Raw genomic sequence first — 25,714 nt, forward strand, 5'->3', positions numbered from 1 at the left:
TTATAAATTTAGACTATATTTTTAGAATAGCAAGTTTTAGTTTAGTTCAATGAAGATTTTTTTAATTAAAGCTATTTCTTCCTGATACATTGTTTTTTTTCTGGTGGCGAAATAAAGTGTGTTTTTCAATGGATGATTTCCTTCCCAAATCAGTTTTATGGAACCATTATCCATTTCTTTTCTGCAAAGAAAATCGGGGACAACAGCTAATCCTTTGCCACTGCTCAAACAACGTATGATAGAATTTATATTTGGAACAATATAATTAGGTCTGAAATCAGGATATTTATTAAAATTGAACTGCCAAAAACGACGTAGATGCTCCATATCTCCTGTAGTTCCATACCATTTTTGTTGTTTTAACCAAAGCTCAGTTTCTTGAATAGTTCCATTTTTTTCAATGTTCTTAAATTTAAAATCATCTGTTTCGGAGCCTCCGACAAGTACAATGGTTTCCGATGAAAAGGGTTGATATTCAATGGTGTTTTTAACTACCATCTGAGGGGTAATGATTAAATCCAAAATACCTTTTTCTAAACTTTCCACCATTTCCGGATATTCACCAAACTGAATAATAACATTAAATGGCAATGTCGAAATGTACTGTTCTAGAGTTATTTGAAATGTTTCAAAACACATTCCAACGCTTATTGTCGGCGTATTTTTTTCGGTACTTCGCTGGAAGTTTTTTTCGGCTTCTTCTAGTTTGGTCAATGCTTCGATTATAAAATTATAAAGCACTTTTCCTTTTTCAGTTGGAACCATTTTTCGGCCTGTTCGATCAAATAACTTATAACCGACATAGTTTTCCAATGAACTCAAATGCAAACTCACACCTGGTTGGGATATAAACAATACCTCCGCTGCCTTAGTTAACGTTCCTGTTTTATAAACTGCTTTAAAGGTACGATACCATTCTAAATTCACCATAACTATTATATTTATGATACAAAGGTATGAATTATGTTATTTTAATAATGGAATTTCTCGTTCTAACTTTGCACCATCAAATTAAAAACAAAAATCATGACAAAAATATTTATAATTAATGGTGGACAAAAGTTTGGCCATTCAGGTGGTAGATTTAATGAAACTATTTCGAATGAAACATTGAGCTTCTTTAAAAATAATACTGCTTTTGAAATAAAAACCACAAATATTAATGATGCGTACAATCCTGCTGCAGAAGTTGAAAAATTTGTTTGGGCAGATGTAATCATTTACCATACACCAATATGGTGGTTTCAGTTACCTCACGGCTTTAAAAAATACATTGATGTGGTTTTTACTGAAGGGCATGCAAAGGGGATTTACAAAAGTGATGGAAGATCCTCAGAAAATCCAACTATTAATTACGGAACAGGGGGGATGCTTCATGGTAAAAAATATATGTTAACTACGTCTTGGAATGCACCAAAAGAAGCTTTTACTTTGCCAGGAGAATTTTTTAATCAACATAGCGTTGATGAAGGGCCGTTGTTTGGATTTCATAGAATGAATGCTTTTACTGGTATGGAACCATTGCAAAGTATTCATTTTCATGATATTGAAAAGAATGCAGATGTTGACAACGATATTAAGTTATATCAGAAACATTTAACACAACTATTTTTAAATTAATTATGCCAATAAATCTAACAGTTATTCTAAAAAGCAAGCCGGAAAGTGTAGAGTCATTAAAATCTCTTTTGCTCGATTTAGTTCAAAACTCTAAAAAAGAAATAGCTTGCATTCAATATGATTTGCAGCAAAGCATCGAAGAGCCAAATACTTTTATTTTTCATGAAATTTGGGAAAATCAGAATGGATTAGATAATCATAATCAACAGGCTTACATTCAGTCTTTTTTCGAAAAGTCGCAATTTTTTTTGCAAGAAATACCCATTCTCTATAAAACAAATAAACTAACATAATTGAGTGGCTGTCAGAAATGATAGCCTTTTTTTTGCGTATATTATCAAAAATAGTTTAGTTACAACGCAAAAGAAATACGCTATAATTTGGGTAATACTATTTCATAATTTAATTTTGAAAAAATTTAGCATTCCTAAAATTATGCAAGGCAGAATGAAACCTCTAAGAGAAAAATTGCTTATAAAAGACGCGACAATCAACAAAGTACAGTTTGATACCGAATGGTTTTATAAGCTAGATGATATGGCTTTTTATTTAAAGGAAGATTTATCTGAAGTTGAATTTGTTTATTTGCCAATGCTTATTGATGGCGAAAAAGAATTCGTCAAATGCGCTACGTTTGACGACATCATAAGAGGCCGAAAAGAATTATAAGTAAAATTAGTTGCTCTTGAGAAAATTTTTGAAAACCGATCCTAAAAAATGTCATTCTGGTTTTTCATTGATCTGTTTCTTCTTGCCTTACCTGTTTTTAAAATAGGTAAACCTGTTTAGAAAGCGAGTCTAAGCCAAATCAATACCTATTTTTTAACTTTTAATGAAATTGTTAGTCTACATGCTACTGTTCGAAAATATAACTTCTAACTGAACCAGTTGTATCAGATAAAAAAGACTTTATCGATTACTCAATTTAGCTTTTTCCTTGATAATATCACTGATTTTTCGATTTTCAATTTTACTTTCTAACCAGGAAATAATATCAAGATAAAGAAATGCCCTTTTTTCATAAGTGTTTTTCTCCAATTCGATAAACCGCTCTCTCATTTTTACAAATTCTTTTTTGATGTCACCAGGGTAAATAGAGTTTAAGTTTTTCATGAATTTGATAATTTCCTTTTGGACCTCATGCAAATCATTCATTTTTAACAGAAATTTATAGGTGTTTTTCAATTGGTTTTCCAAGTAATAATCCTTTCCTAATTCATAATGTGCTATCAGGCAAAGAATTCGGGAAAAGCACATTAAATCTTCTCGCATCGTAAGATTTTTGTTGTTTATGATTTTCTCCAAATAAAAGATGGATTCATTGTATTTTTCGTTACCAAAGTAAATCGAAGCTATCTTATAGTAAAATAACATTTCGTGATGTTCATCAAGATGTTCACTGTGTATTTTTAATTTCTCTAGGACTTCAGGAATTAAGTATTCGCTTTCAGCAAAGGTGCCTTCCAGAATATGATAATTTAATTTGTTATTATATAGATATAGGAATGATAAAGAAGCAATATTATCGTTCACAGGAAAGCGTCGATCTTTGATGGTTTCCTCCAGACGTACTAGGTATTTCTTGAATTTTGTTTTGTATTTGAGCATAAATAAAGACTCTAATAAATAATGATTTCCTTTTAAGAAAAATACAGGATTAAGGTAAATCATGTTAGGGTTGTCATAAAAAAGAGTCACCCATTTATAGGCATACTTGTAGCTTGCTAAAAAGTCCTGCACTAAAAAACTATGCCAAAGATTAGCATTGTAAAACCAGTATTTTTCACGAAATCCAAATTTTTTCTCGTCAAATTTAGAAATGTGTTTATTGAAATAATCATCAATATATTTATACTCTTCGTCACTTTTTACATAACCTGTTTTAAGCATAATACCATACAGCTGGAGGGATAAATTAGATAATTTACTGGAAATAGTATTGCGATAATTTAATTCTTTAGCTTGAATAACTAGCTCATCGGCACGTCCTTGAATACTTCGTGTAATGTATTGCGATTCTATTAATTTTTCGAATTCTACAATCTCATACGCCATTAGTTTTTCATCATTCTCTAATGCCAGAATCTTTGTTTTATCTAATATTTTTAAGCTTTGCTTGTATAAACCCTTATTATACAAAATAGCTGCAAAATCAATCTGTTCCCGTAGTTGATACCGAATGTTTTGGCTCGGAATATTCAAGCGGATACTCACTAAAATTTGCTTATATAAATAAGACTTAAGATTGGATAACTGCACTTTTTTGATGATGCCACTTTTCAAGATGAGCTTCTCATCATATACTTCTGATTTATCTAAAATATTGAATAATTCGATGAACTTTGTATTGGAACTCGTCTCGAGTCGGCTTGCAAAAATCTTAAATTGTCTTTTTTCAGACTTTGAAAGGGATTTTATTAATACAAATAAGAAATCTTTTTGATGGTTAGCCATTGTAAAATATTGTAGCTTAATTGGTTGTTAATCAGTTGCTTACAAAGTATTACTTCCCTTTATAAGCAGTATATTTCCTTAAAATGAATTTTATATTAAAGTAATGAAATATAAATTTGTTATCGAGATGTGAAATTACATTAAATAAATGAAAATGAATAGAGAGAAAGTTCAAATTTTTGATACCACTTTACGAGATGGAGAACAGGTCCCAGGATGTAAATTAGATACCAAACAAAAACTCGTTATAGCAAATCGCTTAGACGAAATGGGTGTTGACATTATAGAAGCTGGTTTTCCTGTTTCTAGTCCAGGTGATTTTTTGTCTGTTTCTGAAATTAGTAAGGTTGTGAAAAATGCAACTGTTTGTGGTTTAACCAGAGCAGTGAAAAATGATATTGATGTTGCTGCAGCTGCCTTAAAACATGCTAAAAAACCACGTATTCATACTGGAATTGGTACTTCAAATTCACATATAATACATAAATTAAATACCACTAGAGAAGATATCATCGCCAGAGCAAAATTTGCTGTTTCTCATGCTAAATCGTATGTTGAAGATGTAGAATTCTATGCAGAAGACGCTGGTAGAACTGATAATGATTTCTTAGCAAGAGTTTGTGAAGAAGTAATAAAATCTGGTGCGACAGTACTTAATATACCTGATACTACCGGATATTGCTTGCCTGAAGAATATGGTGCAAAAATAAAGTACCTAAAAGAAAATGTAAAAGGAATTGAAAATGTTATTCTTTCTTGTCATTGCCACAATGATTTAGGAATGGCGACTGCCAATTCAATTGCTGGGGCTGTAAATGGAGCGAGACAAATAGAATGTACGATAAATGGAATCGGAGAAAGAGCAGGAAATACAGCTCTTGAAGAAGTGGTAATGATTTTCAAACAACATCCTTATTTGAATTTATATACTGATATCGATACGAAACAGTTGAACGAAATGAGTCGTTTAGTTTCTGAAAGTATGGGAATGATGGTACAGCCTAATAAAGCAATTGTTGGTGCTAATGCTTTTGCGCACAGTTCAGGAATTCATCAGGACGGCGTGATTAAAAACAGAGCAACTTATGAAATCATGGATCCTTTGGATGTAGGGGTCAATGAATCTTCAATAGTTCTTACTGCCAGAAGCGGTAGAGCAGCATTGGCTTACAGAGCAAAGAAAGTAGGGTATGAACTTACTAAAGTGCAATTGGATATAGTATATGTTGAGTTTTTAAAATTTGCCGATATCAAAAAAGAAGTTTTAGATGATGATATTCACCAAATTATTGAAGCTTCTAAAATTTCAGTAATGAGCTAAGAATAAGCTAACAAAACATAAGTTACAGATAAAAATATAAAGAACGAAACATGAATTTAAAAATAGCCGTATTGCCCGGAGACGGAATAGGACCAGAGGTGACCTTACAGGCAAAGAAAGCTTTATATGCTATAGGTGTAGTGTATGATCATGAATTTGTTTTTGAAGATGCTCTTATGGGAGCTGTTGCTATAGATAAAACCGGAAACCCTCTTCCGGAACAAACGCTTAACCTTTGCCTTAATACCGATGCAGTTTTGTTTGGTGCCATTGGTGATCCAAAATACGATAACAATCCAAGTGCTAAAATACGTCCTGAACAAGGATTATTAAAATTGAGAAAAGAATTAGGTCTTTTTGCAAATATCAGGCCTATAAAGCCCTATAAGTCATTATTAGATTCTTCTCCTTTAAAAAGAGAAATAATCGAAGGTGCTGATTTTACTATTTTCAGAGAACTGACCGGAGGTGTTTATTTTGGTGAAAAAAAAATAAACGATGCTGGTACAATCGCTTCTGATTTATGCGAATATTCAGAAGAAGAAATCACCAGAATTACCCATTTGGCTTTTAAAGCAGCACAAAACAGACGTAATAAAGTAACGATGGTGGATAAAGCCAATGTACTTGAAACTTCTCGATTATGGAGAAAAGTCGTCAAAAAAGTCAGTGAGAGTTATCCTGAGGTAGTATTAGATTTTCTTTTTGTTGATAATGCTGCGATGCAAATAATTTTAAACCCAAAACAATTTGATGTCATTTTAACCGAAAATTTATTTGGAGATATTTTGTCTGATGAAGCTAGTGTAATTACTGGTTCTATAGGATTATTAGCTTCGGCCTCTTTAGGAAATAAAAATGCGCTTTTTGAGCCGATTCATGGTTCTTATCCGCAGGCAAAAGGAAAAAACATTGCTAATCCAATTGCTTCTATTTTATCAGCAGCAATGCTTTTGGAACATTTTGGACTTCATAAAGAAGCTAAAAAAGTGTACGAAGCAGTAGAAAAAGCCATTGAATATAATGTAGTCACAATTGATTTGAAAGCAGATTCAAAATTTGGCACAAATGAAGTTGGAGACTTTATTTCGAATGTCATTTTAAGTAAAGATGATTTATATTTTAAAAGTGACAATGTCCAAATAGGACAATCGACTATTGTTTAACAAAACAACTGTCAAAAGCGTATTTAATAATTGAAAAGTAGTAATAATTTTAAGGTTATTTTTTTTTTGTTCTATTTGTTTTTCATAATTTTGATGCAAATAAAAAAAATGAAAACCGTAATTATTATTTCTTCAATTATTAATGTCAATGTGGTAAACACAGATGCAATAGGAATGTTATAGATATAATTAAAAAAATATTTAAAAACCTTCCAATTATTTTGGAAGGTTTTTTTTTGGAAAAAATTTAAAAATTACACAAACATAGAATCATACAATGGAATTAAATAAATACAGCAAAATAATCACACAAGATGAAACACAACCAGCTTCTCAAGCCATGTTGTACGGGATTGGATTAACTGAAGAAGATCTTAAAAAAGCGCAGGTAGGAATCGTGAGTATGGGCTACGATGGAAACCCTTGTAATATGCACTTAAATGATTTGGCTAAAGATATTAAGACCAGCGTCTGGAAAGAAGATTTAGTTGGTTTGATTTTTAATACTATTGGTGTAAGTGATGGTATTTCAAATGGTAATGATGGAATGCGTTTTTCTTTAGTTTCTCGTGATGTAATTGCAGATTCTATCGAAACTGTTATGGGAGCACAATGGTATGATGGTATGATTGCTGTTCCAGGCTGTGATAAAAATATGCCCGGAGCCGTAATGGCTATGGGTAGAGTAAATCGCCCTTCTATTATGGTATATGGCGGTTCGATTCATCCTGGAAAATGGAAAGGTGAAGATTTGAATATTGTTTCTGCTTTTGAAGCATTAGGTAAAAAATTCAATAACACTATTACACCTGAAGATTTTAAAGGTGTGATACAGAATGCCTGTCCAGGAGCGGGTGCTTGCGGTGGTATGTACACTGCTAACACGATGTCATCAGCGATTGAAGCTTTAGGGATGAGTTTACCATACAGTTCTTCTAATCCTGCTTTGAGCCCAGAAAAGAAACAAGAATGTGCTGATGCTGGTAAAGCAATCAGAATATTACTGGAAAGAGATATTAAGCCTAGAGACATTATGACTCGTAAAGCATTCGAAAATGCTATTACAATAGTGGCTGTACTAGGAGGTTCAACTAATGCTGTTATGCACTTAATTGCAATAGCACATTCAGTAGGTATTGATCTTACATTAAAAGATTTTCAAGATATTAGTGATAAAACACCATTGCTTGCTGACTTAAAACCAAGTGGTAAATACTTAATGGAAGATTTACATAATGTAGGTGGCGTTCCGGCAGTAATGAAATATTTATTGAAAGAAGGTTTGTTGCATGGAGATTGTTTAACGGTTACCGGGAAAACAATTGCTGAAAACTTAGCTTCAGTTCCTGATTTGAATGATGGACAAGAAGTGATTCATGAAATCCAAAAAGCGTTAAAAGCTACTGGAAATATTCAGATTTTATACGGAAACATAGCTTCAGAAGGTTGTGTGGCTAAAATTAGTGGTAAAGAAGGTGAATATTTTGAAGGTACAGCGGTAGTTTTTGAAAACGAACACGATGTAATTAAAGGAATTAGAGGAGGCGAAGTAAAACCAGGAAATGTGGTTATTATTCGTTACTGTGGTCCAAAAGGAGGTCCAGGTATGCCTGAAATGCTTAAACCAACATCTGCAATTATGGGAGCTGGCTTAGGAAGTACTGTTGCTTTGATTACTGACGGTAGATTCTCCGGAGGTTCTCACGGTTTCGTGGTAGGACACGTTACTCCAGAAGCCTACGAAGGTGGAGGAATTGCTTTAATACAAAACGGTGATGTGATTTCAATTGATGCGGTGAAAAACACTATCAATATGAAAATATCTGACGAAGAATTGGCAAAACGTAAAACCAATTGGAAAAAACCAGAATCACCAATTAAACAAGGAGTGTTACTTAAATATATGCGTTCGGTCTCAAGCGCCTCTGAAGGATGTGTAACTGATAAGTAATTACTTTAATCATCGAAGGGAATAATAAATAGGTTTGGACTTTTATTTGAAAGTAAAAAATAGGAATACTATAGCAATCTCGACTCTCTCTCTCTCTCTTTTTGGAGAGGGTGGGGTGAGGAAAAATAATAAACGTACCCATGGGAACAAATAAAATATCAGGCGCAGAAGCCGTTATTAGATGCTTATTAGAAGAAGGAGTAGACTTGGTTTATGGTTATCCAGGAGGAGCCATAATGCCTGTTTATGATGAATTATATAAATTTAAAGATCAGCTGCATCATGTATTAGTTCGTCACGAACAAGGTGCTACACATGCCGCTCAAGGATTTGCAAGAGCGACAGGGAAAGTTGGAGTGGCGATCGCTACTTCAGGTCCAGGAGCAACAAATCTTGTAACTGGTATTGCTGATGCCCAAATTGATTCAACACCAATGGTTTGTATTACCGGCCAGGTCGGAAAACATTTATTAGGTTCAGATGCATTTCAGGAAACGGATATTATTGGAATTTCAACTCCGGTTACCAAATGGAATTATCAAATTACTGAAGCGCATGAAATACCTGAAATTATTGCAAAAGCATTTTATATTGCAAGATCAGGTCGTCCAGGTCCTGTTTTGATTGATATTACAAAAAATGCACAATTTGACGAAATTGAATTTAGTTATAAAAAATGTACCAGCATTAGAAGTTACAACCCAAAGCCAACTTTAGATATTGAAAAAATCAAAGAAGCAGCGGAACTAATCAATAATGCAAAAAAACCATATATCGTTTTTGGTCAGGGAATCATTCTTGGTGAAGCCGAAGAACAATTGAAAGCGCTAGTTGAAAAATCAGGAATTCCTGCCGCTTGGACTATTTTAGGACTTTCTGCATTGCCAACTGACCATCCATTAAATGTTGGGATGTTAGGAATGCACGGGAACTATGGGCCTAATTTATTGACAAATGAATGTGATGTTCTGATTGCTTTAGGAATGCGTTTTGATGACCGTGTTACAGGAAATTTAGCTACTTATGCGAAACAAGCCAAAGTAATTCATTTTGAAATAGATCCTGCAGAAGTAGACAAAAATGTAAAAACAACTGTCGCTGTTTTAGCCGATGTAAAAGAATCTCTAACTGCTTTACTTCCTTTTATCAAAAGTAATACACATGAATCTTGGCACAACGAATTCAAAGAAATGTATAAAATCGAATTAGAAGCGGTAATCAATGACGAGTTAAAACCTAAGAAGGAAGGAATTTCTATGGGGGAAACGATCGAAATGATTAACAAACATTCTAAAGGCGATGCAATTATGGTTTCGGATGTTGGACAACACCAGATGTTTGCTTGTCGTTATGCCAAATTCAATTCGACAAAAAGTAATGTTACTTCCGGTGGTTTAGGAACGATGGGATTTGCTTTACCAGCTGCTATTGGTGCCAAAATGGGAATGCCGGAACGTGAAGTGGTAGCGATTATTGGTGATGGTGGCTTTCAAATGACTATTCAGGAATTAGGAACTATTTTTCAAACCAAAGTTCCTGTTAAAATTGTGGTCTTGAACAACGAATTTTTAGGAATGGTACGTCAGTGGCAACAATTGTTTTTTGACAAAAGATATGCTTCTACTGAAATGATCAATCCTAACTTTATTGCGATTGCTGAAGGCTATTATATTAAAGCCAAAAAAGTAACTAAAAGAGAAGATTTAGATGCTGCCGTTGCGGAAATGATGGCTTCAAAAGAATCTTATTTCCTTGAAGTTATGGTAGAAAAAGAAAATAATGTATTCCCAATGATTCCAACAGGAGCATCGGTTTCTGATATGCGATTAAGTTAATATTATGGAAAATAAAACATTCACCATTTCTGTTTATTCAGAAAACAACGTTGGCTTATTAAACAGAATATCAGGAATATTCTTGAAACGCCATATCAATATTTTAAGTTTAAATGTATCCGAATCAGAAATAGAAAATGTTTCCAGATTCATCATTGTTGTGGACACAACTGAAAAATGGGTGCAAAATATTGTGGGTCAAATCGAAAAACAGATCGAAGTAATTAAAGCCTTTTATCATATTGATGAAGAGACCATTTTCTTAGAAAGTGCTTTGTTCAAAATAAATTCGAGTTTGTTATTTGACGAAAGACAAATACAAAATATCATAAAAGAAAGTCATTCTGAAATCGTTACAGTATCAAGAGACTTTTTTGTGATTTCAAAATCAGGTAGGCGCTCTGAGATTGAGGAATTATATGAAAAATTAAAACCTTTCGGAATCATGCAGTTTGTACGTTCAGGAAGAATATCTGTTTCCAAAGAAAAAATGGAAATATCAACTTTATTAGAAGAGCTTAAATAGAATTCATTTTGCAGTAACACTTTAGGGTACTGCAGTAATCAAAATTTCAATTATTAAATTTTAAAATCATTAAATAAAAAAAGATGGCAAATTATTTCAATTCATTACCACTTAGATTACAGTTAGAACAATTAGGCGTTTGCGAATTCATGGATCAGTCAGAATTTGCAAATGGTATAGCAGCATTAGCAGGAAAAAAAGTAGTTATCGTAGGTTGTGGAGCTCAAGGTTTGAACCAGGGTTTAAACATGAGAGATTCAGGATTAGATATTTCTTACGCGTTGCGAGCAGAAGCAATTGCACAAAAAAGAGCTTCTTTTATGAATGCTGCTGATAATGGTTTCAAAGTGGGAACTTATGAAGAATTAATTCCAACTGCTGATTTGGTTTGTAACCTTACACCAGACAAGCAACATACTGCTGTAGTAACAGCAATCATGCCTTTGATGAAAAATGGTTCAACATTAGCCTACTCTCATGGTTTTAATGTCGTAGAAGAAGGAATGCAAATTCGTAAAGACATCACTGTAATTATGTGTGCTCCTAAATGTCCAGGATCTGAAGTTCGTGAAGAATATAAAAGAGGTTTTGGTGTGCCGACTTTAATTGCGGTTCACCCTGAAAATAATCCAAACGGAGATGGTTTCGAACAAGCAAAAGCATATGCAGTTGCTACTGGTGGTCACAAAGCAGGAGTTTTGAACTCTTCATTTGTAGCGGAAGTAAAATCGGATTTAATGGGCGAACAAACCATTCTTTGTGGAATGTTGCAAACGGGATCAATTTTATGTTTCGATAAAATGGTTGAAAAAGGTATCGAGCCAGCTTATGCTTCAAAATTAATTCAATACGGTTGGGAAACTGTAACGGAAGCTTTGAAACATGGTGGAATTACAAACATGATGGATCGTCTTTCAAACCCTGCAAAAATCGAAGCGTATGAATTAGCAGATGAACTTAAAGACATTATGCGTCCATTGTTTCAAAAGCATATGGATGATATTATCTCTGGTGAGTTTTCAAGAAATATGATGATTGACTGGGCAAATGATGATATTAATTTATTGACGTGGAGAGCTGCAACTGCAGAAACTAACTTCGAAAAAACCGCGCCAACAGCAGCACATATTTCAGAACAAGAATACTTTGACAATGGAGTATTGATGATTGCGATGGTTAAAGCGGGTGTAGAATTGGCTTTTGAAACAATGACTCAAAGTGGAATCATTGAAGAATCAGCTTACTACGAATCGTTACATGAATTGCCTTTGATCGCTAATACAGTAGCAAGAAAAAAATTATATGAAATGAATAGAATCATTTCGGATACTGCAGAATATGGTTGTTATTTATTTGACCATGCTTGTAAACCGTTATTGACTGATTTCATGAAAACTATTGATACAAATGTAATTGGAAAATCATTTTCTACTACAAATAGTGTTGATAATGCGGTTCTTATCGCAGTAAATAAAAGTATTCGTCAGCATCCTATTGAAGAAGTAGGAGAGTGGTTGAGAGAATCTATGACTGCTATGAAAAAAATAGGATAATAAAAATTAGGAATTACACACATGAGGGTGTGTTGGGATTTGCATTATATCATTTGAATCCATAATATTTTGAATTAGTAAGCACTTATTAAAAGAAAAAAGAGATATGGATGCATATTACATTCACTTAACTTCAAATGAGTTTGACAGTTAAGTGAAGTAATTCCTTTCTAAAATAGAATTAGATAGTACTTTTTTGATATCTAAATTTACATTTTGAGAGGTTTCAGTTGGTATTATAATAATGTATATTTTTATTAATAAAATTATTTGTTGTTAAATTTTGTTAAGATAAAAGGCGGGGTAGAAATTCTATCTCGCTTTTTTTGTTTTTATCATAATTGTCAAAATATACAAAAAACGAACAAATTATCATTAAAAAGTTATTTTTTTTATGTAATGTTTAATTTTTCATAAGAATTTATAATTTAAATAATTTTAAGAATAGAAAGAGATTTAATACTTTTATAAAAAATTAAAAACATGAGCTACTATAAAATTGATAATTTAGAACAATATTTTAAACATTATAATAAATCAGTTCGTGAGCCAAGGAAATTTTGGGGTAAAATAGCAGAAGAAAATTTCACGTGGTACCAGCAATGGGATAAAGTTGTCGATTTTAATATGGCTGAAGCTGAAGTAAAATGGTTTACTGAAGCGAAAGTAAATATGACGAAAAATTGTATAGACAGGCATCTTGCCAAAAGAGGTGAAAAAACTGCTATTATTTTTGAACCGAATGACCCTACAGAAACTGCATTACATATAAGCTATAATGAATTGCACCAACGTGTTTGTAAAATGGCAAACGTATTGCGTGAACAAGGTATAAAAAAAGGAGATCGCGTTTGTATTTATTTGCCAATGATTCCTGAATTAGCTATCACAACCTTGGCTTGTGCCAGAATTGGTGCTATACATTCTGTTGTTTTTGCAGGATTTTCTTCTTCTGCTGTGGCGACAAGAATAAATGACTGTGAAAGTAAAATGGTTATTACTTCAGATGGTGGCTATAGAGGAAATAAAACTGTTGATTTAAAAGTAATTATTGATGAAGCATTGTTGAGCTGTTCAAGTGTGGAAAATGTTTTAGTTGTAAAAAGAACAAATACTTCAGTAGACATGAAAGAAGGGCGTGACCAATGGTTGCAACCTCTTTTAGACGAAGCTTCAGATAATAATGTAGCTGAAATTATGGATTCGGAAGATCCATTATTTATTCTTTACACTTCAGGTTCAACAGGGAAGCCTAAAGGAATGGTGCATACTACCGCAGGTTACATGGTCTACACTGCCTACACGTTCAAGAATGTATTCAATTATGAAGAAAATGATATTTTTTGGTGTACCGCTGATATTGGCTGGATAACGGGGCATTCGTACACACTTTATGGGCCATTATTGAATGGTGGTACTACTGTTATTTTTGAAGGTGTACCTAGTTACCCTGACTTTAGTCGTTTTTGGGAAATTATTGAAAAACATAAAGTGACCCAATTTTACACTGCTCCAACTGCGATTCGTTCTTTGGCAAAGGAAAGTTTAGATTACGTTCAAAAATACCCTTTAAAATCTCTTAAAGTTATTGGTTCTGTAGGAGAACCTATCAACGAAGAGGCATGGCACTGGTACAATGATCATGTTGGTGATAAAAGATGTCCTGTTGTGGATACTTGGTGGCAAACAGAAACCGGAGGAATTATGATTTCTCCAATTGCATTTGTCACTCCAACCAAACCAACCTACGCTTCCTTACCACTACCTGGAATTCAGCCCGTTCTTATGGACGAAAAGCGCAATGAAATTGAAGGAAATCAAGTTACTGGAAGTTTATGTATTAAATTTCCTTGGCCAGGAATTGCCAGAACGATCTGGGGTGATCATCAAAGGTATAAAGACACTTACTTTTCTACCTTTCCGGGTAAATATTTTACTGGTGACGGTGCTTTACGTGACGAAGTAGGGTATTACAGAATTACAGGTAGAGTAGATGATGTTGTTATTGTTTCCGGACATAATCTGGGAACAGCTCCAATTGAAGATGCTATCAATGAGCATCCTGCGGTCGCTGAATCAGCAATTGTTGGCTTCCCTCATGACATCAAAGGAAATGCGCTGTATGGTTTTGTTATTCTAAAAGAAACGGGAGAAACTAGAAATAAAGAAAATCTTATTAAAGAAATAAATCAGCACATAACGGATCATATTGGTCCAATTGCTAAACTGGATAAAATTCAATTTGTTTCCGGTTTACCAAAAACCCGCTCCGGAAAAATTATGCGTAGGATTCTTCGTAAAATAGCAGAAGGAGATTATTCCAATTTTGGTGATACTTCGACTTTACTAAATCCTGAGATTGTAGAAGAAATAAAAGAAGGAAAATTGTAAATTAATTTAAAAGCTGTTTGTAATAAGCAGCTTTTTTTTTGATTATAAGTGTTTGAGAGACTCTAAAGAAAATAGAGTTCAAAATATTTAATATATAATTATGTAAGTTTTATAGTAAATGATATAGCTACATTCTCAAACAAATCCATAAATTTACTTCTATATGAAAAATAAAGAAGTTTTAATTATGGGTGGTGGCTTAGCGGGATTAACTGCAGCAATTCATTTATCCAAAATTGGATTTCAAATTACCGTTATAGAAAAAAACCAATTTCCTAAACACAAAGTTTGTGGCGAATACATTTCTAATGAAGTACTGCCTTATCTGAATTGGTTAGATTTAAAAATAGGGGACTTAAAACCTACAGCTATTACAAAACTTGAATTTTCAACAGTTAGTGGAAAGAAAATTGAAAGTTTTTTACCGCTCGGTGGATTTGGAATTAGTCGTTATACCTTAGATGAATATCTATATAAGAAAGCAATTTCAATTGGCTGTAAGATTATTCAGGATTCAATAGAAGAAGTAGCTTTTGAGAATGAAATATTTACCATAACTACTTCTAATAAAACAATTTTTAAATCTGAAATTGTAATCGGAGCTTTTGGCAAACGTTCTTCTATTGATCAAAAATTATCTCGTACTTTTATTCAGAAAAAATCATCTTGGTTGGCTGTAAAAGGCCATTATTCTGGAGAATTTCCCAGTGATTTGGTGGGATTACATAATTTTAAAGGCGGTTATTGCGGTATTTCAAAAGTAGAAGGCGAGATTATTAATATTTGTTATTTAGCGGATTACGAGACTTTCAAGCAATTTAAAAACGTTGAAGACTATCAAGATAATGTTCTTTCAAAAAACCCGCATTTAAAAGCAATTCTTGAAAAAAGCACCTTGCTTTTCGAAAAACCATTAACAATAAGTCAAATTTCTTTCGAGAAAAAGCAAACAGTTGAAAATCATATTTTAATGATTGGAGATACCGCCGGATTAATTCATCCTCTATGTGGCAATGGCATGGCAATGGCAATCCACAGCGCTAAAATTGTTTCGGAATCAGTGGAAAAATATTTTAACAACGAAATCCAATCCAGAAACGAATTAGAAGCAAATTACAGTCAGGAGTGGAATTCTAATTTCGGAAAAAGATTAATAATGGGGAGATTGCTATCGAATCTTTTGCAAAGGCAAAAACTATCAGCAGCGTTGCTGCGTATCTTAATTAGATTTCCATTTTTAATACAGAAAATCATTGAAAAAACGCACGGAAAACCCATAATTTTAAACGCATAGATGTTTGTAGATACTAAATACAGAACCGATGAACCTGAAACGATGGATGATTTTGCCATGGAAGGAGAAATCTTACGTGATGCATTGGATAAAATAGCCAAAATTAATCAGCTTTTGGGCGGAAACCAGTTAACTTTACGAGGCGTTCAGGATCTAATTCAGAATGTTCCTAAATCAAATGAAATCAGGATTGTTGATGTAGGTTGTGGGAATGGTGATATGTTGCGCAGATTGGCAGATTTTGGATTAAAAAACAATCTTAAATTTCAATTAATTGGTATAGATGCTAATAATTTCACCATCACCCATGCGCAAAAATTATCAAAAAAATATTCTAATATATCGTACCAATGTGAAGATATATTTGATAAATCATTTGAAGAATTAAAATACGATATCGTTTTGTGCACTTTGACATTACATCATTTTAAAGACAAGGAGATTATTCATTTATTAAATGTTTTTAATACTAATTCGAATATTGGAATTGTTATAAATGACTTACAAAGAAGTGCTTTAGCTTATCGATTATTTCAGGCACTATGTTTTGTTTTTAGATTAAATGATATGTCACGGGACGATGGATTAATTTCTATTTTAAGGGGTTTTAAAAAAGAAGAACTAATTAAATTTTCAGAAGAATTAAAATTTAGCAACTATAAAATTAATTGGAAATGGGCCTTTAGGTATCAGTGGATAATTTCGAAAATATGAGTGTAAAAATCAAAACCGTAACAAAGCAGTTGCCAAAATACTCCAGAACAACCGAAGAAATCATTCCTTTTTTGGATGCTTGGTTAGTCGGACAAGACGAACGATTCATTAGAAAAGTAAAAAAAATTTTCGAAGGTGCGGCTGTTGATAAAAGGTATTCTATTATGGATCCAATTGAGGTGTTTACTAAAACTTCTTTTGAAGAAAGAAATGATATTTATGTTCGGGAAGTCATCGATTTAGGAGAGAAAGTATTAGAAAAAGCTTTAAAAAAAGCAAATTGGAATCCCAGAGATTTAGATTATATCATTACGGTGAGTTGTACCGGAATTATGATTCCTTCATTGGATGCTTATTTAATTAATCAATTGCAATTACGTCAAGATATCGTTAGGCTTCCGGTAACTGAAATGGGTTGTGCTGCAGGGATTTCTGGAATTATTTATGCTAAAAATTTCTTGCAGGCTAATCCTGGAAAACGTGCAGCAGTAATTGCAGTCGAAAGTCCAACAGCTACATTTCAATTAGATGATTATTCGATGGCTAATATTGTAAGCGCAGCTATTTTTGGCGATGGTGCAGCTTGTGTTTTACTTAGTTCCCATGAAGACGATGAAGGTCCGGAAATTCTAGCCGAAGAAATGTATCATTTCTATGATAATATTCAGATGATGGGCTTTAAACTCACTAATTCAGGTTTGCAAATGGTCTTGGATATAGAAGTTCCAGAAACGATTGCTTCTCATTTTCCGGATATAATTTATCCGTTTTTAGAAAAAAATAAGTTACAAATTGAAACTATTGATCATCTTATTTTTCATCCCGGCGGAAAGAAAATTGTTCAGACTGTAGAGGCTTTGTTTTCCAGTTTAGGAAAAAATATTGACGATACTAAAGAAGTATTACGTTTGTATGGGAATATGTCCAGCGCTACTGTTTTATATGTTTTGGAAAGAATAATGGATAATCAGCCCAAAAAGGGAGAGAAAGGATTAATGTTGAGTTTTGGCCCGGGATTTTCGGCGCAACGGGTTTTATTACAATTCTAATAGTCAACTGGTTCCTTTTGATTAATCCAAAATGATAAAAAACTAAAATATGACAAAACAAGAAATTATATCCAAATTGCCGTATTCCAAGCCCTTTCTTTTTGTTGATGAAATTCTTCAAATCAATGAAAATGGAGTGGAAGGAATTTATATTTTTGATGAAAATTTAGATTTTTATAAAGGGCATTTTAAAGATAATCCAGTTACGCCCGGCGTAGTTTTAACAGAAGTTATGGCACAAATTGGGTTAGTTTGCTTGGGTCTTTTTTTATTGAATGATTTATTTAATAAAAACACTTCAATTGCTTTAACATCAACGCAAATAGATTTTTTTAAACCTGTGTTTCCTAATGAGAAAGTAACTGTTATTTCAGAAAAAGTATATTTTAGATTCGGGAAATTGAAGTGTAAAGTAAAGATGATAAATGAAAGAGCGGAAATAGTTTGTATGGGAACAATAGCAGGAATGATTGTGTGATGTTTTTTGATACCGTTACTAAAATTTAAATCGTGTATATGCAAAAAAGAGTAGTTATTACAGGTCTTGGCGTTGTTGCTCCAAATGGAGTAGGACTTGAAGCGTTTACTCGTGCCATCAAAAACGGAATTTCTGGAATCAAACACGATTCGGAATTAGAAAGATTGCAGTTTTCCTGTCGGATATCTGGAAGACCTGAAATTTCTACTGAGTTAGCCTTACGATATTTCTCGGAATTAGAGTTGCGAAATTTCAACTCCACAGGGATTCTCTATGGTGTAATTGCTGGCATCGACGCGTGGCAAGATGCTGGTTTATCTTTGGAAATTAGCGAGAATCCAGATTGGGACAGTGGAACTATTTTTGGAACAGGAACTTCTGGAATTGATAAATTCCGGGAAAGTATTTATAAGATAGATGATTTTCAAACTCGCAGATTAGGAAGTACCGCTGTAGCACAAACGATGAATAGCGGTGTAAGTGCTTATCTCGGAGGAAAATTAGGTTTGGGAAATCAGGTTTCTACTAATTCTTCTGCTTGCACAACAGGAACCGAGAGTATTTTAATGGCGTTTGATCGAATAAAATCAGGACAGGCTAAACGAATTCTAGCAGGAAGTACAAGTGACTCTGGTCCTTATATTTGGGCCGGATTTGATGCGATGAAAGTCTGTACTTTTAAAAATAATGAAAATCCTGAACAAGGTTCGAGACCAATGTCTGCAAGTGCTTCAGGATTTGTTCCCGGAAGTGGAGCAGGGGCTTTAGTATTGGAAGATTTAGAAAGTGCAGTAGCACGAGGTGCAAAGATTTATGCGGAAGTTCTAGGTGGAAATGTAAATTCAGGAGGGCAACGCGGTCTAGGTACTATGACTGCTCCAAATCCGATAGCTGTTCGAAAATGTATTACAAATGCTATTGAAAATGCGGGAATTTCACCCGGTGATATTGACGCTATAAACGGACATTTGACAGCCACATCAAAAGATAGTTTGGAAATTCAGAATTGGAGCGAGGCTTTAGGAAGAAAAGGAAAAGATTTTCCATACATAAACTCATTGAAATCAATGATTGGTCATTGCTTGTCTGGTGCGGGAAGTATAGAAAGTGTTGCTGCCGTACTGCAATTGTATGAGGGATTTGTTTTTCCCAATATTAATTGTGAAGATTTAAATCCTGAAATTGCAGCATTAATTAACGAGTCAAGAATTCCGAGAGAATTGATTAAAGAAGAATTACATATTGTTGCCAAAGCCAGTTTTGGTTTTGGCGACGTAAATGGATGTGTCCTATTGAAAAAATACGGTTAGTCACAGGCTCACTTGAGATAAAATTTACGAATTATTAGATTAATTTGAAGTCCAATCGTTATCTTGAAATAAATTTAAAAAATCTGCCAAATAGCACTAAGTAATAAACAACTATGGATAAAGAACAAACAATAGAGCAATTAAAAAATATCGTAAAACCATATATTCAAAACCAGGAAGCATTTGATGTTCTTACAGAAGATACTGATTTTATAAACGATTTAAAAATAAATTCAGCCAATCTGGTGGATGTGATATTAGATATTGAAGAGAAATTTGATATAATAATCGACAATGAATCAATGGAAAGGATGGTCAGTGTAAAATTAGCAATGAACATAATTGAAACCAAATTATCCGAAAAGTGATAGGGAATGATATCGTAGATTTAGTATTGGCAAAAAAAGAAAGCAACTGGAGACGGAAAGGATTTTTGAATAAAATCTTTACTCGGGAAGAGCAATTATTAATTTCTAATGCTATAAATCCAGAACTGATGGTTTGGAATTTGTGGACTAGAAAGGAAGCAGCTTACAAAATCTATAATCGGGAAACTGGAGTCCGAGGATATTTTCCTTTACAATTAGAATGTTTTTATGAAAATTCAGTTTTAGGGACTGTTTGTATTAAAGGAAAAAAGTATTTTACAAAAACTAAAATTTCAGAAGATTCAATTCACACCGTGGCAGTTTTGAATAAGGAAAATTTAGATTGCGTAAGGGCTATAGCGGCAACCGATAAAATCAGTAAAATTAATGAGATTCCTTTTGTGACAGATTCATTTTCCAAAACTAAAAAAGCAGTTTCAATTAGTCACCATGGAAGATTTTGGGAAGCTGTAACATTGTAGGTTAAAAACGAAAAAAGGGAATAAAATTACTTTATTCCCAGTCTTGATTTTAATTTTAAGAAAAGCAGGGCGATTTTGTATGCATCTTCCGATGAAGAATTTCGATCGCTTTTGGGAATCTTGTAGATGTTGCATAATTCATCAAGTGAAAATTGTCGATCATTAATATCTTGAAGTTTTCTATACATGACATCAACATCTAAGGCCTCGTTTTTTAATCGGCCACAATCTAATCTTTCAAGGGCTGCATTGATCATTTCCACGTCAAAATCAATGTGATGTCCAACCAAGACCCCATTTCCAATAAAATCTATTAAAGAGGTAATCGCTTCTGGTTCTGAAAGTTTTTTCATTTTACTTTCGACTATAAACTCGTTCGAAAGTCCATTATCGTGTAGAAACTTGTATTGCAATAGAACGGCTTCAAAGCTATCTCCGATAACAATGCTGTCATCGACCACGGCAAAAGAACCAATTGATAAAATAACATCTTTTACAGGATTTAAACCAGAAGTTTCTGTTGATAATATTACAAATCGCTTTGATTTTTTATCAAATTTTGACAAATAGGTTTTCCAAAATTCAGGGTATTCCTTATTAATATTTTTAAGCCAGTCTAACATAGTTATGAAAATTGAGTGAGTTGAAATTTACTTTTTATTAACTCTTCCAATTCTTTCATTGGAATCAAAGCATTTTTCAATTTTTCCTTATCAATTTTTGATAATTCATTTAAATTTATAAACTGACCAGAACTGTCATTTTTTAAGCCTTCCAGGGTTCTGAATTTTGACAAAGTCAAAAAAGCTTCGGCACAATTAAGATAAATTTCGGCATATTTGGGATCAGAAATTGCTAATTGCTTGAATCGTTGAAAGGTATTGTTAATTCCTCTTATGCCGTGACTCATTGTAAATAAACGTGCACCGTCGATCAATGGCATCAAAGCACGCGTTTTTATATCAAATTTATCTTTGTTCGGACCCTCTTCTTCTACATTGAAATTTTTGAAAAAAGTCAACGGTGAATTTTTTCTAAGGGCGTCATTTCCGAGAAAGTCAAAGAATAGTGTATTGTTTTTTGCATTTTTAAAAACGATATTTCCAATAGCATCTTCAATTCTTTGTTCTCCAAAAGTTATCTCATAATCGAAGAAAATACTACTTAAGTCATTACTGTTTTCACCTGGAGTATTCATCCAGCTGTCGTACTGTTTTGTCCAGTCAGTCAAAGACTTACACCATAGCATATTACTTCCCATGTGGCCGTTTGGACACAATTCATAGCCGATTTTTTCAAGCGTTGCTGTGGTTCTTTTTCCAAGTTTAAGAAAATAGTCTTTCACATCTCTATATTTATCCGGTGTGACATCTTCAAAAATCAAAATACTGTCCTGGTCGGTTAACAATAATTGTTCTTTCCTTCCCTGGCTACCAATACTTAACCAAGCAAAACGGGCAGGAGGTGAGCCTAAATCCAAAATTGATAATTCAACCGAACGTTTAATGAGTGCCAGATTAATTTCACTGGCAATATTGAAAACATGAGAGAGTGGTATGTTTTTAGAAATGGAAGTCTGAATCAGATCGGTTAAACGCTCACGAATTTGTTTTAATTCTTTTGGATTCTGAGAACGCTTAATTTCTTTTATCAAAACACCGGGATTATTGGCCTGAGCAACTATTAAATCATGTTCAGTAATAATTCCTTTAACATCAGATTTATCTGTTCCGTCTTGTGTTACACACAAATGTGTCACATTATGTTTTAACATAAGCAACTGAGCCTCTGCCAGTGAAATATTCTCTACAACAGTTAGAACAGGTGATGACATTATTTTATCTACTGTAGCTGTAACAGGATAACGACCAGTAGCTATTTTTGAACGCATATCAGTATCTGTGATAATGCCTAAAGGAATATTATTCTCACATACAACGACATTGTTCTTTAACGTTTCTGTCATCAATTGCGCGACATCTTTTACAAGAGCTGAAACAGTAGTTTTTAAAGGAGAATTGTTATAAGATAAAGATTGAAAATATTGCATTTCTGATTGTTGATCCGAATAGAATACATTGTCAGATATCAATTTCCCAATTAAATTTTCTTTATCCTTCGGGTTGCGGGTATTAACCGCAAAACTTTCTAATAAAAAATTTAAAACCTCAGAGTTATTGGCAACAAAAGGCCTGAAAATGGTGATAGGAATCGCGTATACGATACTTTCCTCCCTGGCTTTAGCTGTCATCATGTAATTATTTTTGGCAAAAAATGGACGTAAACCAAAAATATCACCTTCATTACATTTGTTTAACAACGTTTCTTCGGCATCAGCGATTACAGATAAATTTATAACACCAGAAGCCACAACATAGAAACTGTCGTGCAGAACATCGTTAATTTGAAATAATATTTTGTGCTTTTCTAAATTTACAACGCGAATGCTTGTAGCTATTTCAGATAACTCTTGAAATGTCAAGTGATTAAATGGTGGGTATTCTTTTAAAAAATCAGCAATGTGTTCAGCAATTGTATTCATAGTTCGGCAAAAATATAAAGTATTGTTTGTAAAAATAACAAATTTAAAAATTATAACACTGTCATTAATGAGGAAAACAATTAATTTATAAAATACTTAATTGTTTCTTAAAATATTTAAGAATTTTAACAAATTAAATGAAGTTATTTTACTTTTATGACTTAAACTAAAACATTTTAAATCATGGGATTACTTAGAAAAATACATTTTTCGCTTATTGCATTATTTTTTATGAACTTCTTGATTGCGCAAGAGAAACCTTCCAGTACCAAGGAAGTAGCCACAGGAAAAATTAATGGCGCTACGATTACTATTAATTATGGTAGTCCATCTGTTAGAGGTAGAGAAATTTGGGGTCAATTAGTGCCATTTAATCAAGTGTGGCGTGCTGGCGCAAATGATGCAACTACTTTTGAAACGGATAAAGAGCTAATTGTAGAAGGTTCAAAATTGCCAGCTGGTAAATATTCATTTTTTGTTATACCAAGCGAAAAAGAATCCATTGTCATTTTTAACAAAGAAGCGAAACAATGGGGAGCGTATAAATATAAAGAAAACGAAGATCAGCTAAGGGTTACGGTAAAACAAGAAGTTGCAAAGGCAACGACTGAGAAATTAGTATACTCAATAAATAAAGATAATATTGTTTTGAGCTGGGGAAATTGGAATATTCCCATTTCTGTAAAATAATACTTTTAGTAATTTTATGAAAGCATTGCCAATTGGTGATGCTTTTTATATTTTATAGATTCGCCTGTCTCGTTCTAAAGATTTATTCTATTTTACATAATATAAATTATAGTGCATTACTATATTTTACTTACTTGATGGTCAATTGTTTAACTATAATAAAAATTATATGTTTAACACTGGCTTAATAGATTCGCTAAAAATTCGTGTTAAACTTGAAAAAGTTCACATACTCGACCAGCGATTAATAACTGATTATATTGCTTATTATCCAAGTATTCAGGAATTAGATAATGAAGGAATTGTAAACGAATATTTAGGCGATTCTTTTAGAAAAGCTGAACCATTTGTAAAAATCGTAAATGGTATAACTTACCGTATTTATATAAAAGCTTTTATAGATGCAAAAAAAATGGCACATGAATATGTGGTATTTCAAATTTCTGCGAAAATGCTTAAAGAAAAGTATTTTGAAGGGATTACTTACAAAAACTACGATTGTATAGTTGATGACATTAATGCTTTTGGTGTTTTAAAAATATCCAAAAAAGATTTTTTACAAGGTTTGGTTTCAGATATCGATATCTGTATTAATCAATTGATAGATTTAAAAAGTTTAAAAACTGCATTTTCTTTTATTCTTCAAAATCCCAACAATGGGAAACTACCTTTAATACACCACATTTCACAATCGAACACCCAAAAAAATACGTTTAATCTTGGTATGGATTTTAATAAACGGGAAAAGGCTTCTAATTCTTCGCCGTACTGTAAAATCTATCACAAAGGTTTTGAATTGCTTTCAAAATCTATTGTTTTCTATAAGGCTTACTTAGAACCTATGAAATCATCTATAATAGATAATTTGGTACGTTATGAATTTACAATAAAAGCGCATAAACACAAAGAATATTTAATTTCAAAAGGATTTAAAGCCAATTTTAAGACATTATTTGATTTGTTGAGTGCCAATCCTAAAGATTTAAAAGAAATTGCTAAAAGCGGTTTAAAACACTATATCGAACCGAAAGAAAAGTCTAGCGTAGATAAAACATTAAGCCCAATGGATATAATGGTGCAATTTTATCAGGAAAATTTAATCAAATTGGGATTTGATGAAGAAAAACTATTAGGTTTTACCTATTCAATAGAATGCCCAGTAGCAAAATCAAGAACAAAAACAAAAGCAAAAAAATTAATCGATGATTTGAAAAATAGAGATAAAAATATTAAAGCAGAAATACAACAAAATGATCGTTCAAGTAACTTTTTAAAAAACCTCGGAATATGATTCAAAATCACTTTTATTATTGTCCAGTTCTTGGATTAATAATTTTACCATTTAAGCCACAAAAAAAGAAATTTCCACTAGTAAAAAGTGTTTTTCTATCGTCACAAAAAAGAAGTTTAAAATCACTCAAAAATTAACCTCTCAAAATAGGCAAAATCCCGACTAATGATAGTCGGGATTCATTTAACATATTTGTTAATCTAAAATTTTAAAAATTATGACTGAAAATTGCGAAAATTGCACCTTTTTCGATGGCTCAAAACATGAGAATGATAGCCGAACAAATCACGCAGGAATATGTTCAAAATGGACTCAAATTGTATTTAGAACTGAAACTTGCAAACAGTACTTTTCTAATCAAAACAAGACAGAAAAAGAAATATTTATTCCCTTGGTAGACGTATCAAAATTACCCCCAACTAATCAACTAAAATTTTTTTAAAATGGAGAAAACTACACGAAATGAAATCATTTTTTTTACTGTAATAATTATTTCAATAATTACAGTTAGAATACTAACACAAACTTATTATAAATAAAAGGGAGTGTGCCCACACTCCCCTATTTCCCCAAATCATGACAAATACTAAAACCTACACAGATTTCACAAAATTATCATTTAAAGACATTGAGGCTTTACTAATAACGGTATCGGAACGAACCGCAAAACAATATCTAA

General features: G+C 32.8%; 23 protein-coding genes. 19 read left to right on the forward strand and 4 right to left on the reverse strand.

Features of this window, described 5'->3' with window-relative positions; translation table 11 throughout:
• Positions 1-36 precede the first annotated feature (36 nt).
• On the reverse strand, positions 37-930 hold the full coding sequence (locus ACNQGN_RS15950) for a LysR family transcriptional regulator (protein ID WP_417988824.1): 894 nt from the start codon (positions 928-930) through the stop codon (positions 37-39).
• A gap of 96 nt (positions 931-1,026) precedes the next feature.
• On the opposite strand from ACNQGN_RS15950, the gene ACNQGN_RS15955 reads away from it, so the two are divergent.
• The 3 genes from ACNQGN_RS15955 (at position 1,027) to ACNQGN_RS15965 (ending at position 2,289) form a co-directional block, all read left to right on the forward strand.
• Positions 1,027-1,620: an NAD(P)H-dependent oxidoreductase gene (locus tag ACNQGN_RS15955; RefSeq protein WP_417988825.1), complete on the forward strand. Its 594-nt coding sequence runs from the start codon at positions 1,027-1,029 to the stop codon at positions 1,618-1,620.
• Positions 1,621-1,622: 2 nt separating this feature from the next.
• The gene (locus ACNQGN_RS15960; protein WP_417988826.1) at positions 1,623-1,913 is read left to right on the forward strand and encodes a putative quinol monooxygenase; all 291 of its coding nucleotides are present in this window, start codon (positions 1,623-1,625) and stop codon (positions 1,911-1,913) included.
• Between the two features lie 154 nt (positions 1,914-2,067).
• Positions 2,068-2,289 (forward strand): hypothetical protein, encoded by a 222-nt coding sequence (locus ACNQGN_RS15965; RefSeq protein ID WP_417988827.1) that lies wholly within the window; start codon positions 2,068-2,070, stop codon positions 2,287-2,289.
• A 240-nt stretch (positions 2,290-2,529) separates the two neighbouring features.
• Here ACNQGN_RS15965 and ACNQGN_RS15970 read toward each other — a convergent pair whose 3' ends face one another.
• The gene (locus ACNQGN_RS15970; RefSeq protein WP_417988828.1) at positions 2,530-4,074 is read right to left on the reverse strand and encodes a hypothetical protein; all 1,545 of its coding nucleotides are present in this window, start codon (positions 4,072-4,074) and stop codon (positions 2,530-2,532) included.
• 154 nt (positions 4,075-4,228) lie between these two features.
• Between ACNQGN_RS15970 and ACNQGN_RS15975 the strand changes: the two genes are divergently transcribed.
• From ACNQGN_RS15975 to ACNQGN_RS16040, 14 genes are all read left to right on the forward strand, one after another.
• Positions 4,229-5,395 carry a 2-isopropylmalate synthase gene (locus ACNQGN_RS15975; protein ID WP_417988829.1) on the forward strand — a complete coding sequence of 389 codons (1,167 nt, stop codon included), beginning with the start codon at positions 4,229-4,231 and terminating at the stop codon, positions 5,393-5,395.
• Positions 5,396-5,445: 50 nt separating this feature from the next.
• The gene (gene leuB, locus ACNQGN_RS15980) at positions 5,446-6,561 is read left to right on the forward strand and encodes a 3-isopropylmalate dehydrogenase (RefSeq protein WP_417988830.1); all 1,116 of its coding nucleotides are present in this window, start codon (positions 5,446-5,448) and stop codon (positions 6,559-6,561) included.
• Positions 6,562-6,838: 277 nt separating this feature from the next.
• Positions 6,839-8,512, forward strand: a complete 1,674-nt coding sequence (gene ilvD / locus ACNQGN_RS15985; protein ID WP_417988831.1) for a dihydroxy-acid dehydratase — start codon at positions 6,839-6,841, stop codon at positions 8,510-8,512.
• Positions 8,513-8,652: 140 nt separating this feature from the next.
• Complete coding sequence (ilvB, locus tag ACNQGN_RS15990; RefSeq protein ID WP_417988832.1) at positions 8,653-10,347, forward strand: biosynthetic-type acetolactate synthase large subunit; 1,695 nt, start codon at positions 8,653-8,655, stop codon at positions 10,345-10,347.
• Between the two features lie 4 nt (positions 10,348-10,351).
• A complete protein-coding gene (ilvN, locus tag ACNQGN_RS15995) occupies positions 10,352-10,873 on the forward strand; it encodes an acetolactate synthase small subunit (protein ID WP_417988833.1) in 522 nt (173 codons plus the stop codon).
• A gap of 83 nt (positions 10,874-10,956) precedes the next feature.
• Entirely contained in the window at positions 10,957-12,426 is a 1,470-nt protein-coding gene (gene ilvC, locus ACNQGN_RS16000) for a ketol-acid reductoisomerase (protein ID WP_417988834.1), read from the forward strand.
• 483 nt (positions 12,427-12,909) lie between these two features.
• On the forward strand, positions 12,910-14,817 hold the full coding sequence (acs, locus tag ACNQGN_RS16005) for an acetate--CoA ligase (RefSeq protein ID WP_417988835.1): 1,908 nt from the start codon (positions 12,910-12,912) through the stop codon (positions 14,815-14,817).
• 163 nt (positions 14,818-14,980) lie between these two features.
• A complete protein-coding gene (locus ACNQGN_RS16010; RefSeq protein WP_417988836.1) occupies positions 14,981-16,111 on the forward strand; it encodes an NAD(P)/FAD-dependent oxidoreductase in 1,131 nt (376 codons plus the stop codon).
• Entirely contained in the window at positions 16,112-16,825 is a 714-nt protein-coding gene (locus ACNQGN_RS16015; RefSeq protein ID WP_417988837.1) for a methyltransferase domain-containing protein, read from the forward strand.
• On the forward strand, positions 16,822-17,874 hold the full coding sequence (locus ACNQGN_RS16020) for a type III polyketide synthase (protein ID WP_417988838.1): 1,053 nt from the start codon (positions 16,822-16,824) through the stop codon (positions 17,872-17,874). Before ACNQGN_RS16015 ends, ACNQGN_RS16020 begins: the two co-directional genes overlap by 4 nt.
• A gap of 49 nt (positions 17,875-17,923) precedes the next feature.
• Positions 17,924-18,352: a 3-hydroxyacyl-ACP dehydratase FabZ family protein gene (locus ACNQGN_RS16025; protein ID WP_417988839.1), complete on the forward strand. Its 429-nt coding sequence runs from the start codon at positions 17,924-17,926 to the stop codon at positions 18,350-18,352.
• 38 nt (positions 18,353-18,390) lie between these two features.
• Positions 18,391-19,662 carry a beta-ketoacyl-[acyl-carrier-protein] synthase family protein gene (locus tag ACNQGN_RS16030; protein WP_417988840.1) on the forward strand — a complete coding sequence of 424 codons (1,272 nt, stop codon included), beginning with the start codon at positions 18,391-18,393 and terminating at the stop codon, positions 19,660-19,662.
• Positions 19,663-19,775: 113 nt separating this feature from the next.
• Positions 19,776-20,030, forward strand: a complete 255-nt coding sequence (locus tag ACNQGN_RS16035) for an acyl carrier protein (RefSeq protein ID WP_417988841.1) — start codon at positions 19,776-19,778, stop codon at positions 20,028-20,030.
• Positions 20,027-20,512: a 4'-phosphopantetheinyl transferase family protein gene (locus ACNQGN_RS16040; protein WP_417988842.1), complete on the forward strand. Its 486-nt coding sequence runs from the start codon at positions 20,027-20,029 to the stop codon at positions 20,510-20,512. Before ACNQGN_RS16035 ends, ACNQGN_RS16040 begins: the two co-directional genes overlap by 4 nt.
• 26 nt (positions 20,513-20,538) lie before the next feature.
• On the opposite strand, the gene ACNQGN_RS16045 is transcribed toward ACNQGN_RS16040, so the two are convergent.
• The gene (locus tag ACNQGN_RS16045; protein WP_417988843.1) at positions 20,539-21,135 is read right to left on the reverse strand and encodes a 3'-5' exonuclease; all 597 of its coding nucleotides are present in this window, start codon (positions 21,133-21,135) and stop codon (positions 20,539-20,541) included.
• Positions 21,136-21,137: 2 nt separating this feature from the next.
• The gene (locus ACNQGN_RS16050) at positions 21,138-23,054 is read right to left on the reverse strand and encodes a DUF294 nucleotidyltransferase-like domain-containing protein (protein ID WP_417988844.1); all 1,917 of its coding nucleotides are present in this window, start codon (positions 23,052-23,054) and stop codon (positions 21,138-21,140) included.
• A 183-nt stretch (positions 23,055-23,237) separates the two neighbouring features.
• Here ACNQGN_RS16050 and ACNQGN_RS16055 point away from each other — a divergent pair, with 183 nt between their 5' ends.
• Both ACNQGN_RS16055 and ACNQGN_RS16060 read left to right on the forward strand, forming a co-directional pair.
• On the forward strand, positions 23,238-23,744 hold the full coding sequence (locus ACNQGN_RS16055) for a DUF2911 domain-containing protein (RefSeq protein ID WP_417988845.1): 507 nt from the start codon (positions 23,238-23,240) through the stop codon (positions 23,742-23,744).
• A 169-nt stretch (positions 23,745-23,913) separates the two neighbouring features.
• The gene (locus ACNQGN_RS16060) at positions 23,914-25,035 is read left to right on the forward strand and encodes a hypothetical protein (protein ID WP_417988846.1); all 1,122 of its coding nucleotides are present in this window, start codon (positions 23,914-23,916) and stop codon (positions 25,033-25,035) included.
• Positions 25,036-25,714: the final 679 nt, after the last annotated feature.

The sequence above is a fragment of the Flavobacterium rhamnosi genome, from assembly GCF_048286515.1.
Taxonomy (GTDB): Bacteria; Bacteroidota; Bacteroidia; order Flavobacteriales; family Flavobacteriaceae; genus Flavobacterium.